Source organism: Pseudonocardia xinjiangensis (assembly GCF_050948425.1).
GTDB lineage: Bacteria > Actinomycetota > Actinomycetes > Mycobacteriales > Pseudonocardiaceae > Pseudonocardia > Pseudonocardia xinjiangensis.
Genome location: NZ_CP192009.1, coordinates 2191700 through 2204860, shown reverse-complemented (window position 1 = coordinate 2204860; position 13161 = coordinate 2191700). Strand labels below are relative to the sequence as shown.

Sequence of the window (13161 nt, the reverse complement as noted above, 5' to 3'; positions counted from 1 at the left end):
CCTAGAACCACTCCGGGCGCACGTCGAGGGTGGTGCGGTCCAGCTCGGCCAGCAGCGTGAGCTGCGGGCCCGTGCGCGGCAGCTCGTGGCGGAAGAAGTAGCGCGCCGCCGCCCGCTTGCCGTCGAAGAAGTCGCCGGAACGGCCTGCCGCGGCCACCACCTGCTCCAGCCACATCCACGCCACCACCACGTGCCCGACGGCTTCGAGGTAGATCGACGAGTTCGCCAGGGTCACCGCGGGGTCACCGGCCGCCCACAGCTGCGCCGTGACCTGCTCGACGCTCGCCACGGTGGCGGCGAGGACGTCGGCGTGGCTCGCGGCCTCGCCGCCTGCGGCCCGCGCCTTGCCGATCGTGGTGGTGATCGTCTCCACCAGCAGCGCGAGACCGGCGCCGCCGTCCATCACGACCTTGCGGCCCAGCAGGTCGAGGCCCTGGATGCCGTGGGTGCCCTCGTGGATCGGGTTGAGCCGGTTGTCCCGGTAGAACTGCTCCACGGCGTACTCGCGGGTGTAGCCGTAGCCGCCGTGGACCTGGATGGCCAGGTCGTTGGCGTGCAGGCACCACTGCGACGGCCAGCTCTTCGCGATCGGCGTGAGCACGTCGAGCAGCAGGTGGGCCCTGGCCCGGTCCTCCGGGGTGGCTGCCGTGCGTTCCTCGTCGAGCAGCCGGGCGCAGTACAGGGTGAGCGCCACCGCGCCCTCGGCGTAGGACTTCTGGGCCAGCAGCATCCGGGCCACGTCCGGATGCTCGATGATCGGGACCTGCGGCGCGGCCGGGTCCTTCGCCGCGACCGGCCGCCCCTGCGTACGGGTGCGGGCGTAGTCGAGCGCGTGCAGGTAGCCCGTGTACCCGAGTGCCGCCGCTCCCCCACCGACGCCGACGCGCGCCTCGTTCATCATGTGGAACATGTAGGTGAGCCCGCGGTGCTGCTCGCCAACGAGGTAGCCGACGGCTCCCGGCTCCCCGCGCGGCGTGTGCCGGCCCTCGCCGAAGTTGAGCAGGGTGTTCACCGTTCCGCGGTAGCCCATCTTGTGGTTGACCCCGGCGAGCACCACGTCGTTGCGGTCCCCGCGGGCGCCGTCGGGCCCGACGAGGAACCGCGGCACCACGAACAGCGAGATGCCCTTCACCCCCGGCGGACCGCCGGGTACCTTCGCCAGCACGAGGTGGACGATGTTCTCGCTCAGCTCGTGGTCACCGGCCGAGATCCACATCTTGTTGCCGAAGAGCCGGTAGGTGCCGTCGTCGCGGGGCTCGGCGCGCGTGGTGATGTCGGCCAGCGACGAGCCCGCCTGCGGCTCGGACAGGCACATCGTGCCGAAGTACCGGCCCTCGACCATCGGCTGCACGAAGGTCCGCACCTGCTCCGCGCTGCCGTGCGCCATCAGGAGGTTCGCGCTGGCGACGGTCAGGAACGGGTAGGCCGCCGTGGCGATGTTCGCGGCCTGGAACCACAGGAAGCACGCCTGCACCACGGTCTGCGGCAGTTGCATCCCGCCGACCGACTCGTCCAGCCCGGCACCCACGATCCCGGTCTCGCCGAGTACCCGCAGCGCCTCGCCGACCTCGGGGATCATGTGGACGCGGTCGCCGTCGAACCGCGGCTCGGTGAGGTCGGCGGCCCGGTTGTGCGGGGCGAACTGCTCCGTCGCCACCTGCTCGGACAGCTCCAGCACCGCGTCGAACGTGGTGCGGGAGTGCTCGGCGAACCGCGGGCGCGCGGTGAGCGACCCCACGTCGAGCCAGTCGTGCAGCAGAAAGTCGAGGTCGCGTCGCGAGAGCAGCAGTGATCGCACGCCCGAGGCTAAGGGATGTCCCGCGGATCTTCAATCGCGACAGCCGCGCCTAGGCGGCCCCTGGCGACACCGCCGAACCGCCCGAATACGCCCGGTATGAGGGCGATCCAGCGGCGCCGCCAGGAACCACCTGGATCACGGCTCTCATCGACCAAGATCCACGGGACACCCCTGACCCGGCTCAGGGGGCAGGCGCGCCGTGTGCGGCCTCCATCATCTCGGCGAGGTCCGCGACCTTCACCCGCTCCGCTCCCCGGCGGCCGCCGCGGCGGACCTCCTCGGCGTCCAGCCGCAGCCATCCGGTCCAGTCCACCGGCCGCATCCCGTACGAGGCCAGGGCCTTCCGGAACACCTCCGGCTCGGGGTGCGGGGGCGCCGGGAGCGCCGGCAGGTCGGCCAGCAGCGCCGCGACCGTCTCGGCCGCGTCGGCCTTGTTCGTGCCGATCACGCCGGTCGGGCCGCGCTTGATCCACCCCGTGACGTACGCGCCGGGCACGGGGACGCCGTCGCGCACCACCCGGCCGCCCTCGTTGGGCACCGTGCCGGTGCGGGCGTCGAACGGCAGGCCCGGGATCGGCTCCGCGTCGTACCCGATCGCCCGCACCACAAGCCCGACGTCGAGCGTCTCCTCCTCACCGGTGCCGACCACGCGGCCCTCGGCGTCGATCCGGGTGCGCTCCACCACCACCGCGCTCACCCGGCCGTTCTCCCCGAGCAACCGCACCGGGTTGCGCAGGAACCGCAGATGCACCCGGCGCGGCTTGCCCGTGCTCCCGTGGGCGGCCCACTCCCGGAGCATCTCCAGGTTCTGCCGCTGCCGCCGGTCCTCCGGCTCGTCGACCCCGGCGGCGAGCAGCCCGTCGTCGTGCACGACGACGTCGGCGTTGGCGAGCTCCCCGATCTGGCGCAGCTCGGCGGGGGTGAACCGCACGTGCTGCGGCCCTCTGCGGATCAGGACGTGCACGTCCCGGACGGCGCTGGCGCGCAGTGCGGCGAGCACGGGCTCCGGGACGTCGGTCTCGGCCATCTCGTCGGCGGTCTTGGCCAGCACGCGGGCGACGTCCAGCGCCACGTTCCCCGCCCCGACCACGGCGACACCCGGGTGGTCCAGCAGCGGCTGCAGGTCGACGTGGTCGGGGTGGCCGCAGTACCAGCTCACGAAGGCGCCCGAGCCGAGCGAGCCGGCCAGCTCCTCGCCGGGCACCCCGAGGCGGCGGTCGACGGAGCTGCCGGTGGCGTGGACCACGGCGTGGAAGTGGTCGCGCAGCACGTCCAGCGGGATGCCGCTCTCCCCGACCCGGACGCCCCCGAGGAACTCGACGTGAGCGGGGTCGAAGGGCTTCTGCAGTACGCGGATGACCGACTTCATCTTCACGTGGTCGGGCGCCACGCCGTAGCGCACGAGCCCGTACGGCGCCGGCAGCCGATCCAGTACCTCGACGCTCACCGGCTCACCCGAGGCGAGGAGAGCAGCCGCGGCGTACAGCCCGGACGGGCCCGCTCCGATCACCGCGACCCGGGCCTGTGCCTGCTGCATGTGCTCATCTCCCGTGCTGGTCCTGCTCCGATCCTGCCACCGCGGGCGGATCCGGACTTGGCTCAGCGCGCCGGATAGCCGACCTCACGGAGCACGGAGTGTGCTCTCCCGGCTGCCCAGCGGCGCGAACCGTGGCGGGCGTTTCTCCAGGAAGGACGCCACTCCTTCCCGCAGGTCCGCCGAACCGATGAACCGGTCGGCGTGGATGTAGGAGCGCTCCAGCGCCTCGTCGAACGACCCTTCCTGGTCGGCGAGCACCTGTCCGGCGATCACGGCCATGGCGCGGGGGCTGCAGTTGCGGGCGAGGTCGCCCGCGTAGGCCTGGGCGGCGCCGAGCACGTCGGCGCGCGGGACGACCCGGCTGACCAGGCCCAGCTCCTTGGCCTCCGCCGCATCGACCGTGCGCCCCGACAGCAGGAGGTCCATCGCGTTCTCGACCCCGACGAGCCGCTGGAGCGTCCAGGCGACCCCGTACTCCGCGATGAGACCCCGCCGGGCGAACGCGGTGGAGAAACGAGCGGTGTCGGCGGCGAACCGCACGTGGCAGAACAGCGCCTGCACCAGTCCCACCCCTGCGCAGCCGCCGTTGATCGCCGCGATCAACGGCTTGGGGAACTGCCGGGGCACGTCCACCGGCTTGTGCGGCAGCCGCGCGCCCTCCGCACCGAGGCCACCGAGACGGGAGAGGTCGGCACCGGGGCAGAACGTGCTGCCCGCGCCCGTCACGACGACGGCCCGGACGTCGGGATCCGCGGCGGCCCGCACCAGCAGGTCGTAGTAGCCCCGCTCCATGTCCTCGGCCCAGCCGTTGCGCCGCTCCGGACGGTTGAACGTCAGCGTGAGGACACCGTCAGGGGCATGATCGGCGAGTACGGCGGCGTCGGGGTCTCCGTGATCTTCGCGCAGTCCGCTCACGGCCCGACAGTACGTCCGGACCATCCGAACCCGGCGGTCGGCGGTGACGTGTGTTACAAATCTCCGAGGCCGCCGATCATCCGTTCGGCGCAACAGCCCGTGCCGTCGGGAGGGCTACCCTCCCGCCTCGTGGACCGTAGCGGGACCGGCGAGCTTCTCGGCAAGCCTGTGCTCATCGAGCTGTCACACGCCATCGAGCAGTTCGCCCTTGCTGCGGCCCCCGGCGAGCCACTGATCGTCATCGCGATGTTCCAGAAGCACTCCTACTTCGAGCGCGCCAAGGCCGTCTACCAGGAGATCGCTGCCCACGGGGCCCTCACGGTGATCGGGATGGCGGAGGACGCCGTACCGCCTATGCCACCCGGGGTGGCGCCCGCGCTGCTCCCGGCGACCGACCCCCTCACCCGCGAGTGGAGCGTCACCGTTCTCGGTCCGCACGGGGGCGCCACCCTCGCCGCCACCGACCTGGAGACGGTCGATCCCGTCGCCCGGACGATCGAGGAGGGCCGCACGTTCCGCGGCCGGTGGTCCTTCCGCCGGGAGGACGCCATCCGGGCGGTCCTCCGGCTGCGTTCCCGGCTCCGGCTGCCCGCGCCCGTCGTGGCCCGGATGGACGAGATCCTGCAGGCCGTGCAGCTGGTGACCGAACCCTCCTACCAGAACTGGTGGGGCGTCCCCGCCCGCTACCTCGCCGACCGCATGGAGGCCGCGGTCCGGGCCCGCACCGCGGCGGAGGTGGCGCTCGAAGCCGTGGCGGAGGACAGCGGGGAGCGCGATCCGCGCACGGGCCTCTACACCGAGAAGTTCCTGCAGCGGTGGACCGCCGGGCTCGGCGCCGGCACGTTGCCGATCGGGCTGGCCCTGCTGCGGGTGTTCGGTATCGCCGAGGTCCGGGCCGACTACGGGCTGCGCGCCGAGCTCGCCGCCCTCCACGGCGTGAGCGAATGCGTGCAGGACCTGCTCACGAGCGTCGACCGGGTGGTGCGGATCGGGCGCGAGGACTTCCTCGTGGTGCTCCCGTCCTGGCCCCCGGAGAAGGTCATGTGGTTCTGCCAGGAGGTCTGTGAGCGCGTGGCGCGCCTCGAGGACGTCTACCCGTTCATCGCGCTGCCCGGGGTCGCGGCGGCCACCGTCACCCGCAACCGGCCGCTGCCGATCCCGCAGCTCGTGCACCAGGTCGAGCTCGGCGGCCGCGCGTCCGAGCCGGTGAGCCTGCTCGCCGACTGACCCGGCCGCCGGGCGGTCAGTGGCCCGCCACCGCCGCGCGCAGGGTGAACGTGCGCCGGTAGTCGGCCGGCGCCACCCCCACGACCTTGCGGAAGTGGTGGCGCAGCAGCGCCCCGCTCCCGAAACCGCTGCGCTCGGCGACGTCGTCGATGCCGAGATCGGTGTCCTCGAGCAGCCGCTGCGCCCGCAGCACCCGCTGCAGCGTGAGCCAGCGGTGCGGCGTGGTGCCGGTCTCGGCCACGAAGCGACGGGCGAAGCTGCGGTCCGACATGCGCGCTCGCCGGGCCAGGTCACTGACCGTGTGCTCGACCTCGAGGTGGTCGATCACCCAGTCCAGCACCGGGGCGAGGCCGTCGGACGAACACTGCGGCACCGGCTGCTCCACGAACTGCCGCTGCCCGCCGTCGCGTTGCGGGGGTACGACCATGCGGCGGGCGATCAGGTTGACGACGGCGCTGCCCAGCTCCCGGCGTACCAGGTGCAGGCAGGCGTCGATGCCCGCCGCCGTGCCTGCACTGGTGATGAGGTCGCCGTCGTCGACGAACAGCACGTCGGGGTCGACCTGGGCCAGCGGGTGACGCTCGCGCAGCTCATCGACGTTCATCCAGTGCGTGGTGCACGAGCGGCCGTCGAGCAGGCCGGCGGCTCCGAGCACGAACGCTCCGGAACACACGCTGAGCATCGTGCTTCCACCCGCCGCCGCCTCGCGCAGCGCGTCGAGCACCGGTTCGGGGAAGGTCCGCAGCCGGGTGGCCCCGACCGCGACGAGGTCGGCGTCACGCAGCCCGTCGAGGCCGTACTCGGGGACGACGCTCATCCCGACGGTGGTGGAGACGGGCTCGCCCGCTGCGGGACCGCACACCCTCAGCTCGAACGGCGGCACGCCGTCGGCGGTGCGGTCGACACCGAAGACCTCGCAGATGGTGCCGAACTCGAACGGCGAGACCTCGGGAAGCACCAGTGCGGCGACGGTGGACAGCATGGCGACAGCATAGTGGCAGGATGTTTGCTCTGATAGGCACGTCTGCCACTGTTGGCAGGAAGTGGAGCGGCGAATACTTCCTGCCATGGCTACCGCAATCATCGTCCTGCTCGCCGTCGCCGTCGCCGTGGCGATCTCGATCGCACGTCCGGGCGGGCGCGTGACGTCGTCCGTCCCGGTGGACCGCGACCGCGAGCGAGAGCTCGCCGAGCTGCGTGCGCTACCCGGCTACCACTCCGACATCCGCCTGCCCTGACGCGCCGGCCTCACCCGCCCGCGTAGAACTCCGTGAGGCGCTCGCCCTCGTCGTGCAGCTCGTCGAGCACGGCACGGGGCAGCACCTGGAACGGCTCGCAGCGAACGGAACCCTCGACGTAGCGCCAGGTGCCCGCCACCCGGCCGTCGACGAGGAACGTGGGCACCGACTGGGGCATCGTCTTGCCGAAGACCAGCGGCCGGTACTCCTCCGGGAGGATCTGCGTGCGCCGCGCGTGCACGAGCAGGACCGCCTCCCACTGGCCCAGGAACCGCACGGGCGCGGGGGCGTCGGCCGGCGGCAACGGGGCGCCGGGCAGGTCGAACAGCTCACCGCCCGACGCGTCGCGGAAGCGCCGCGGCTCGAGCCGCTCCAGCACCCTGCGCGCACCCGTGACCGTCCATCCGCAGAAGGACGAGACGTCCTTGGCCGACGCGGGGCCGAAGCCCTCGAGATAGCGCCGGACCAGCAGCTCCTCGCCCTCCTCCACCGACGGCAGGGACGCGGGTAGGGGCACCGTGTGCTCCGCGAGCCCGTAGACATGGGCCCGCGGCGTGCCCCAGGTGCCCGCAGGCGGCACGCGCACCAGTTCGAGCCAGAGCTGGACGCCGGACCACACCTCACGCGGGAACCCGTCGGCCGCCAGCAACCGCTGGATCTCGGCCTGCTTGAGCGGCCCGTCGGCCAGGTACCCCCGCACGGCATCCGCGGCCTTGCCCATGTCGATCCCGCTGCCCCCGTGGGCGCGGACCCACCACACGCGGCGGGGGGCCCGCACCGCGGCGATGAGGGGCCAGTAGTCGGACGCGGAGAGCATGTGGATCGTGCAGCGCATCGCCCAGCCCTGCACGACGGTGCCGCTCGTCAGGGCGTCGGTGAGCAGCTCCCGGCGGAAGCCCGTGACCCGCGACCACAGCCCGATGTAGCCCGACGGCGAGTACTGCGTCTGCAGGCCACCGACCTGCTCGACGGCCCGCTCCGGCGGCAGCGCGGACCGCTCGAGCAGGAGCTGGCGCGCGAGGACCGCGCGGTTGAGCTCATCGGTGGTCAGCACGCGCTCCGCCATGCCCCGGAGTGTGCCCGGCGCCCCCGACAACCTCGTGATCGAGCACGAACGTGACTTTTGTCAGGCCGGGGCCCTGACTGCGCCCACTGCCACAGCAGGGCGGAACCCGGCACCGTCAACGCCATGATCGACGTCCTGCAGATCGCCGGCACCCACCACCGGTACGGCGCCCTCACCGCCCTCGACTCGGTGGACATGACCGTCCGGGCCGGCGAGTGCGTGGCACTCCTCGGCCCGAACGGCGCGGGCAAGACCACACTCGTCGGGCTGGCCACGGGACTGCTGGCCCCCCAGTCGGGGCAGGTCCGCGTGTGCGGCGGCGACCCCCGCCGGGCGGCGACGCGGCGGCATCTCGGCGTGGTCCAGCAGTCGATGGGCTTCCCGCGCACCCTCACCGTCGCCGAGCTCGTACGGGGTGCGGCGGTGCGGGCCGGGCGGCCTGCCACCGCGGCCGGACCGGTGCTCGCCGAGGTCGGGATCACCGACCTGCAGCGCAGGCGGGCCGGAAAGCTCTCGGGGGGCCAGCAGCAGCGGGTGGCGCTGGCGATGGCCCTGGTCGGTGACCCGACCCTGCTCCTGCTCGACGAGCCGACCGTCGGGCTGGACATCACCTCACGGCGCGCGTTCTGGCGCACGATCGCCGCCCGCCGCGACGCCGGCGCGGGGATCCTGCTGACCACGCACATCGTGGAGGAGGCCGCCGCCGTCGCCGACCGGGTGGTGGTGCTGCACCGGGGGCACGTCGTGGCCGCCGACACCCCGGCCGGGCTCACCGCCCGCCTGCCCGACCGCACGATCGTCGCCCGCACCGGCGTGGCGGACAGCGTGCTGCGGACACTGCCCGGCGTCCTGTCCGTGACCACGGACGGCGACCGCGTCCAGGTGGCCACGGCCGCGCCGGAGGACGTGCTGCGCCGATGGCTGGTGCTCGACGAACAGCTCACCGACCTGCGGGTGGAGGGCGCGGGGCTGGAACAGGCTCTGCTCGCGCTCACCGGGGACGCGACGAGCGGCGACAACAGGACAGGCAACAACACGACCGGCGACAAGGTGGAGGTGCGGGCATGACCGCGATCGAGACGGGACCGACGTCCCCGCTGGTACCGCACCTGCGGGTCTTGGGCGTCGAGGTGGCCGACGGGGTGCGGGCCATCCTGCGGGAGCCCACCGCGCTGTTCTTCTCGGTGCTGTTCCCGGTGATGTTCTTCGCGCTGTTCGCGTCGCTGTTCGGCAACCAGCCGTCCGCGTCCGGGCTGCCGACGGCCGCGACCATGCTGGCCACCTTCGGGACGTTCGGCGTCGTCTCGGTGATGCTGCTCAGCCCGGGCGTGGCCGTGGCCGAGGACCGGACGAGCGGCTGGCTGCGGGTGAAGAAGGTGTCGGCGGCCCCGATCGGCACGACCATCGCCGCCAAGGTGATCTCCGCGTTGCCCTACGCGCTGGCCGTCGTGCTCGCGATCAGCGGGGTCTCGCTCCTCGTGGCGGGACCGGTGCTCGACCTCGGCACGTGGCTGCGGCTCGTGGGCGTGCTGCTGCTCGGCGGCCTCCCGTTCACGCTGCTCGGGCTCGCCGTCGGCTTCGTCGCCTCCTCGAACGCGACGGCGGCCGTGCTGAACGCGGTGTACCTGCCGATGGTGGTGGCGTCGGGTCTGTGGTTCCCGCTGGACATGATGCCGAGGTTCGTGCAGGCGCTCGCGCCGTTCCTGCCGACCTACCACCTCGCCCAGCTCGCGCTGGCCCAGCTCACCGGAGCCGACGCGCTGGGGAACCTGCTCGCGCTGCTGCTCACCACGACGATCAGTGCGGTGCTGGCCGGTTGGGCCTACCGTAATCTCCGCGTATGACCGCGGAGCCCGGCAGTGCGGGGGTCGCAGTCCGCGGGCAGGCTCCGCTGCGGGCGTCCACCCTCTGGCACCTGGTCTGGCTGGGCATGCTGCTCTTCCAACCGCTGTACGACGACCGGAACCGGCCCTTGCAGTGGGCGGTGGCCCTCGCCGTGGTCGTCGTGTTCCTCCCGATCTACGTTCTCGCGCACCGCGGTCCCGGGCCGGTCCGGCGCTGGGCGTTGGTGACGACAACCGTGCTGGGTGTCCTGGCCGCGCCGGTCAACTCGGGCGCGAGCGTGCTCTTCGTCTACGCCGCTGCATTCGCCGGGAGCGGCCGGACGCGGCGGGTCGCCCGGTGGTGGCTCGCCGGGCTCACCGCGCTCGTCGTGGTGCTGGTGCTGCTCTCCTCGATCCCGATGCCCTGGCGCCTCTGGGCGTTCGCGCCGTCCCTCGTGCTCGTCTGGGTGGTCGGGCTCGTCACGATCGAGGAGATCGAGGAGGGCCGTGCGAACCGCATCCACAACGCCAGGGTGGAACACCTGGCCACCCTGTCGGAGCGGGAGCGGATCTCCCGCGACCTGCACGACCTGCTCGGACAGACCCTCACCGGCATCGTCGTGCGCTCCCAGCTCGCGCAGCGCCTCGCTCGCACCGACGCCGAGGCCGGGATCGCCGAGATGGCGGAGGTGGAGCAGGCCGCTCGTGCCGCGCTCACGGAGGTGCGGGCCACCGTGTCCGGCTGGCGGCAGGTCGACCTCGACGACGAGCTGGCCGTGTCCCGCAGCGCACTGACCGCCGCCGGCGTGACGCTCGAGGTCACGCGCGAACCCGGGCTGGTGCTCACCCCGTCGGCCGAGACCGCGCTGGGCCTGGCCCTGCGGGAGGGCGTCACCAACGTGGTGCGCCACGCCGACGCCCGGCACTGCACGGTCACGCTGCACCGCGTCGGCGGGCGGGTGGTGCTGGAGGTCGCCGACGACGGGGTGGGCGGCGAGACACCGGACGGCAACGGGCTCACCGGGATGCGCGAGCGGATCGCGGCGCTGGGCGGCGAGGTGCAGCGCCGCGCCCGTGGCGGCACGGCGCTCACCGTCACCGTGCCGGCGGCGGTGGCCACATGACGGGGCGGGCGAGCGTGATCCGGCTGGTACTCGCGGAGGACCAGGGCATGGTGCTCGGCGCCTTCGCCCGGCTGCTGTCGTTCGAGCCGGACCTCGAGGTGGTGGCCACGGCCACCGACGGCACGCAAGCGCTGGCCGCCGTCGAGGAGCACGACCCGGACGTGCTGGTCACCGACGTCGAGATGCCCGGCCTCAGCGGCCTGGACGTGGCCGCCGAGCTGCACCGCAGGCGGGCCCGCACCCGGCTGGTGATCGTCACGACCTTCGCGCGCTCGGGCTACCTGCGCCGGGCCCTGGAGAGCGGCGTGTCGGGGTACGTGCTCAAGGACGCGCCCGTCGACCAGCTCGTCGACACCGTCCGCCGGGTGCACGCCGGGCAGCGGGTGGTGGACCCGGCGCTCGCCGTCGCCGCGTGGGACGGCGCCGACCCGATGACCGACCGCGAGCGCGACGTGCTCCGCCTCGCCGCCGAGGGGCTGCCCAACAGCGACATCGCCGCGCACCTGCACCTGGCCGAGGGCACGGTGCGCAACTACCTCTCCACGGCCATCACGAAGCTCGGGGTGCGCAACCGGATCGAGGCCGCGCGGGTGGCCCGCGACCGGGGCTGGCTGTAGGCCACGGCATCGTTCGGCGATGCAGGAGGTGCCACCGGCGGCCGAAGTCCAGTCATTCTGCTCAAGCGAGGAACCCGGCGCCGGGGTGAGGTGGTGGCATGAGGACCGCAGCGCCGGCCGGGTGACGGCACGGCCCGGTCGCCGTCGCGAGGTGGAGGAGCCAGCCGATGGAACCCCAGGTACCAGCACCGCACCACGAGACACCGAGCTTCGGCGATCCGGACCTCCCGCCCGAGGGCGAGATCAACACCCTCGACCACCCGGCGAGCACCACCATGAAAGGCCCGCGGAACCCGGTCATCGAGAGCCAGTTCCCGAACCACATGCACGCGCCCGCCACCGACATCAGCTCGCAGCCGTTCTTCTGGTCCTCGTTCAACATCTCCCCCCGACGCGTGCAGGAGGGCGGCTGGGCACGCGAGCTCACCCAGTCCGACTTCGCGATCTCGGACGAGATCGCCGGCGTCAACATGTACCTCGAGGCGGGCGGCATCCGGGAGCTCCACTGGCACCAGACCGCCGAGTGGGCCCTGATGACCGAGGGGCGCTGCCGGATCACCACGCTGAGCCGCACCGGACGGCCGAGCGTCGACGACGTCGAGGCGGGCGACCTGTGGTTCTTCCCGGCCGGCCTGCCGCACTCGCTGCAAGGGCTCGGGCCCGACGGAGCGGAGTTCGTCCTCGCGTTCGACGACGGTCAGCAGTCGGAGAGCAACACGCTGCTGCTGACCGACTGGTTCGCCCACACCCCGCCGGACGTGCTCGCCAAGAACTTCGGCGTCGCCCAGGAGGTCTTCACGGACATCCCGCTGCACAACCTCTGGATCTTCCCCGGCGACGAACCGGGAGATCTGGCCGCGGACCAGGAGGCGGCAGGCGTGGAGTGGGGCGCGACCGAGGCCGTGATCTTCCGTCTGTCGCGCTCCGAGGCGCGCTACCGCAACAGCGGCGGGAGCATCCAGGTCGCCGACAGCACCAACTTCCCCGCCGCACGGTCGGTCGCTGCCGCACTCAACGTCATCCAGCCCGGCTCGATGCGGGAACTGCACTGGCACCCGAACGCCGACGAGTGGCAGTACTACCTGCGCGGGCAGGGCCGCATGACGGTCTTCAACACCGGGCCGCACGCCAACACGTCGGACTTCCGTGCGGGCGACGTCGGCGTGGTGCGCCGGAACCTCGGTCACTACGTCGAGAACACCGGGGACGACGTCCTGATCTACGTCGAGACCTTCCGCAGCGACCACTACGAGGAGGTCTCGCTCGCGAACTGGCTCGCCCACGTCCCGCCGTCGCTGGTGTCGGCACATCTCAACATCCCCGAGGAGACGCTCGCGACGTTCCCGCGCGAGACCCAGGGCATCACCCCACTGCGGTGAGCCCTGCCGGAGCGGTGCGGGTGCGCCGCATCTACGACCCCGTCACCGAGCAGGACGGCGTCCGCGTGCTGGTCGACCGGCTCTGGCCGCGGGGCATGAGCAAGGCCAAGGCGCGGATCGACGAGTGGTGCAGACACGTCGCCCCGTCCACCGAGCTGCGCCGGTGGTACGGCCACGACCCCGAGCTCTTCACCGAGTTCGGGCGTCGGTACCGGGAGGAGCTCGGGAGCGGTGAGCAGGAGTCCGCCCTCGCGCACCTGGCCGAGCTCGCGCAGGGCCGGACCCTGACGCTGCTGACGGCGAGCAAGGACCCCGCGATCAGTGAGGCCGCGGTCCTGGCCGAACTCCTGGAGGGTCCGTCCTGACCGCGCACACCCCGTGGCCACCGCACACACTGCAGGACATGTGCACGGTGGCCATCAGGTGTGCGCGGTGGG

Annotated in this window: 13 protein-coding genes; 8 read left to right on the top strand and 5 right to left on the bottom strand. The window is 72.7% G+C overall.

Annotation, left to right across the window (positions count from 1 at the left end; all coding sequences use genetic code 11):
• Position 1: 1 nt before the first annotated feature.
• The 3 genes from ACQPZA_RS10430 to ACQPZA_RS10420 all read right to left on the bottom strand — a co-directional run bounded on the left by ACQPZA_RS10430 (position 2) and on the right by ACQPZA_RS10420 (position 4250).
• Positions 2–1798, bottom strand: coding sequence for an acyl-CoA dehydrogenase (locus ACQPZA_RS10430; protein WP_433280051.1), 1797 nt, complete (start codon positions 1796–1798; stop codon positions 2–4).
• Between the two features lie 181 nt (positions 1799–1979).
• Positions 1980–3335, bottom strand: coding sequence for an FAD-dependent oxidoreductase (locus ACQPZA_RS10425; protein WP_433280049.1), 1356 nt, complete (start codon positions 3333–3335; stop codon positions 1980–1982).
• Positions 3336–3419: 84 nt separating this feature from the next.
• Positions 3420–4250: an enoyl-CoA hydratase-related protein gene (locus tag ACQPZA_RS10420; RefSeq protein WP_433280047.1), complete on the bottom strand. Its 831-nt coding sequence runs from the start codon at positions 4248–4250 to the stop codon at positions 3420–3422.
• Positions 4251–4379: 129 nt separating this feature from the next.
• Here ACQPZA_RS10420 and ACQPZA_RS10415 point away from each other — a divergent pair, with 129 nt between their 5' ends.
• Positions 4380–5477 (top strand): sensor domain-containing diguanylate cyclase, encoded by a 1098-nt coding sequence (locus ACQPZA_RS10415; protein WP_433280045.1) that lies wholly within the window; start codon positions 4380–4382, stop codon positions 5475–5477.
• A 16-nt stretch (positions 5478–5493) separates the two neighbouring features.
• On the opposite strand, the gene ACQPZA_RS10410 is transcribed toward ACQPZA_RS10415, so the two are convergent.
• Positions 5494–6459 (bottom strand): GlxA family transcriptional regulator, encoded by a 966-nt coding sequence (locus ACQPZA_RS10410; protein WP_433280043.1) that lies wholly within the window; start codon positions 6457–6459, stop codon positions 5494–5496.
• A gap of 85 nt (positions 6460–6544) precedes the next feature.
• On the opposite strand from ACQPZA_RS10410, the gene ACQPZA_RS10405 reads away from it, so the two are divergent.
• Positions 6545–6715, top strand: coding sequence for a hypothetical protein (locus ACQPZA_RS10405; RefSeq protein ID WP_169397969.1), 171 nt, complete (start codon positions 6545–6547; stop codon positions 6713–6715).
• A 10-nt stretch (positions 6716–6725) separates the two neighbouring features.
• On the opposite strand, the gene ACQPZA_RS10400 is transcribed toward ACQPZA_RS10405, so the two are convergent.
• Entirely contained in the window at positions 6726–7781 is a 1056-nt protein-coding gene (locus tag ACQPZA_RS10400; protein WP_433280041.1) for a winged helix DNA-binding domain-containing protein, read from the bottom strand.
• Between the two features lie 123 nt (positions 7782–7904).
• On the opposite strand from ACQPZA_RS10400, the gene ACQPZA_RS10395 reads away from it, so the two are divergent.
• From ACQPZA_RS10395 to ACQPZA_RS10370, 6 genes are all read left to right on the top strand, one after another.
• Positions 7905–8849, top strand: coding sequence for an ABC transporter ATP-binding protein (locus tag ACQPZA_RS10395; RefSeq protein WP_433280039.1), 945 nt, complete (start codon positions 7905–7907; stop codon positions 8847–8849).
• Positions 8846–9625, top strand: a complete 780-nt coding sequence (locus tag ACQPZA_RS10390; RefSeq protein WP_433280037.1) for an ABC transporter permease — start codon at positions 8846–8848, stop codon at positions 9623–9625. Before ACQPZA_RS10395 ends, ACQPZA_RS10390 begins: the two co-directional genes overlap by 4 nt.
• On the top strand, positions 9622–10728 hold the full coding sequence (locus ACQPZA_RS10385) for a sensor histidine kinase (protein WP_433280035.1): 1107 nt from the start codon (positions 9622–9624) through the stop codon (positions 10726–10728). The genes ACQPZA_RS10390 and ACQPZA_RS10385 overlap by 4 nt, the downstream gene beginning before the upstream one ends.
• On the top strand, positions 10725–11345 hold the full coding sequence (locus tag ACQPZA_RS10380) for a response regulator transcription factor (RefSeq protein ID WP_433280033.1): 621 nt from the start codon (positions 10725–10727) through the stop codon (positions 11343–11345). The genes ACQPZA_RS10385 and ACQPZA_RS10380 overlap by 4 nt, the downstream gene beginning before the upstream one ends.
• Positions 11346–11512: 167 nt before the next feature.
• Positions 11513–12724, top strand: a complete 1212-nt coding sequence (locus tag ACQPZA_RS10375) for a cupin domain-containing protein (RefSeq protein ID WP_433280031.1) — start codon at positions 11513–11515, stop codon at positions 12722–12724.
• Positions 12721–13089 (top strand): DUF488 domain-containing protein, encoded by a 369-nt coding sequence (locus ACQPZA_RS10370; RefSeq protein ID WP_433280029.1) that lies wholly within the window; start codon positions 12721–12723, stop codon positions 13087–13089. Before ACQPZA_RS10375 ends, ACQPZA_RS10370 begins: the two co-directional genes overlap by 4 nt.
• The last annotated feature ends 72 nt before the right edge of the window (positions 13090–13161 follow it).

Coding starts and splice junctions, on each gene's coding strand:
- ACQPZA_RS10425 (WP_433280049.1), bottom strand. CDS start 3,335: ATGCAGCAGGCACAGGCCCGGGTCGCGGTGATCGGAGCGGGCCCGTCC.
- ACQPZA_RS10410 (WP_433280043.1), bottom strand. CDS start 6,459: ATGCTGTCCACCGTCGCCGCACTGGTGCTTCCCGAGGTCTCGCCGTTC.
- ACQPZA_RS10405 (WP_169397969.1), top strand. CDS start 6,545: ATGGCTACCGCAATCATCGTCCTGCTCGCCGTCGCCGTCGCCGTGGCG.
- ACQPZA_RS10400 (WP_433280041.1), bottom strand. CDS start 7,781: ATGGCGGAGCGCGTGCTGACCACCGATGAGCTCAACCGCGCGGTCCTC.
- ACQPZA_RS10395 (WP_433280039.1), top strand. CDS start 7,905: ATGATCGACGTCCTGCAGATCGCCGGCACCCACCACCGGTACGGCGCC.
- ACQPZA_RS10390 (WP_433280037.1), top strand. CDS start 8,846: ATGACCGCGATCGAGACGGGACCGACGTCCCCGCTGGTACCGCACCTG.
- ACQPZA_RS10385 (WP_433280035.1), top strand. CDS start 9,622: ATGACCGCGGAGCCCGGCAGTGCGGGGGTCGCAGTCCGCGGGCAGGCT.
- ACQPZA_RS10380 (WP_433280033.1), top strand. CDS start 10,725: ATGACGGGGCGGGCGAGCGTGATCCGGCTGGTACTCGCGGAGGACCAG.
- ACQPZA_RS10375 (WP_433280031.1), top strand. CDS start 11,513: ATGGAACCCCAGGTACCAGCACCGCACCACGAGACACCGAGCTTCGGC.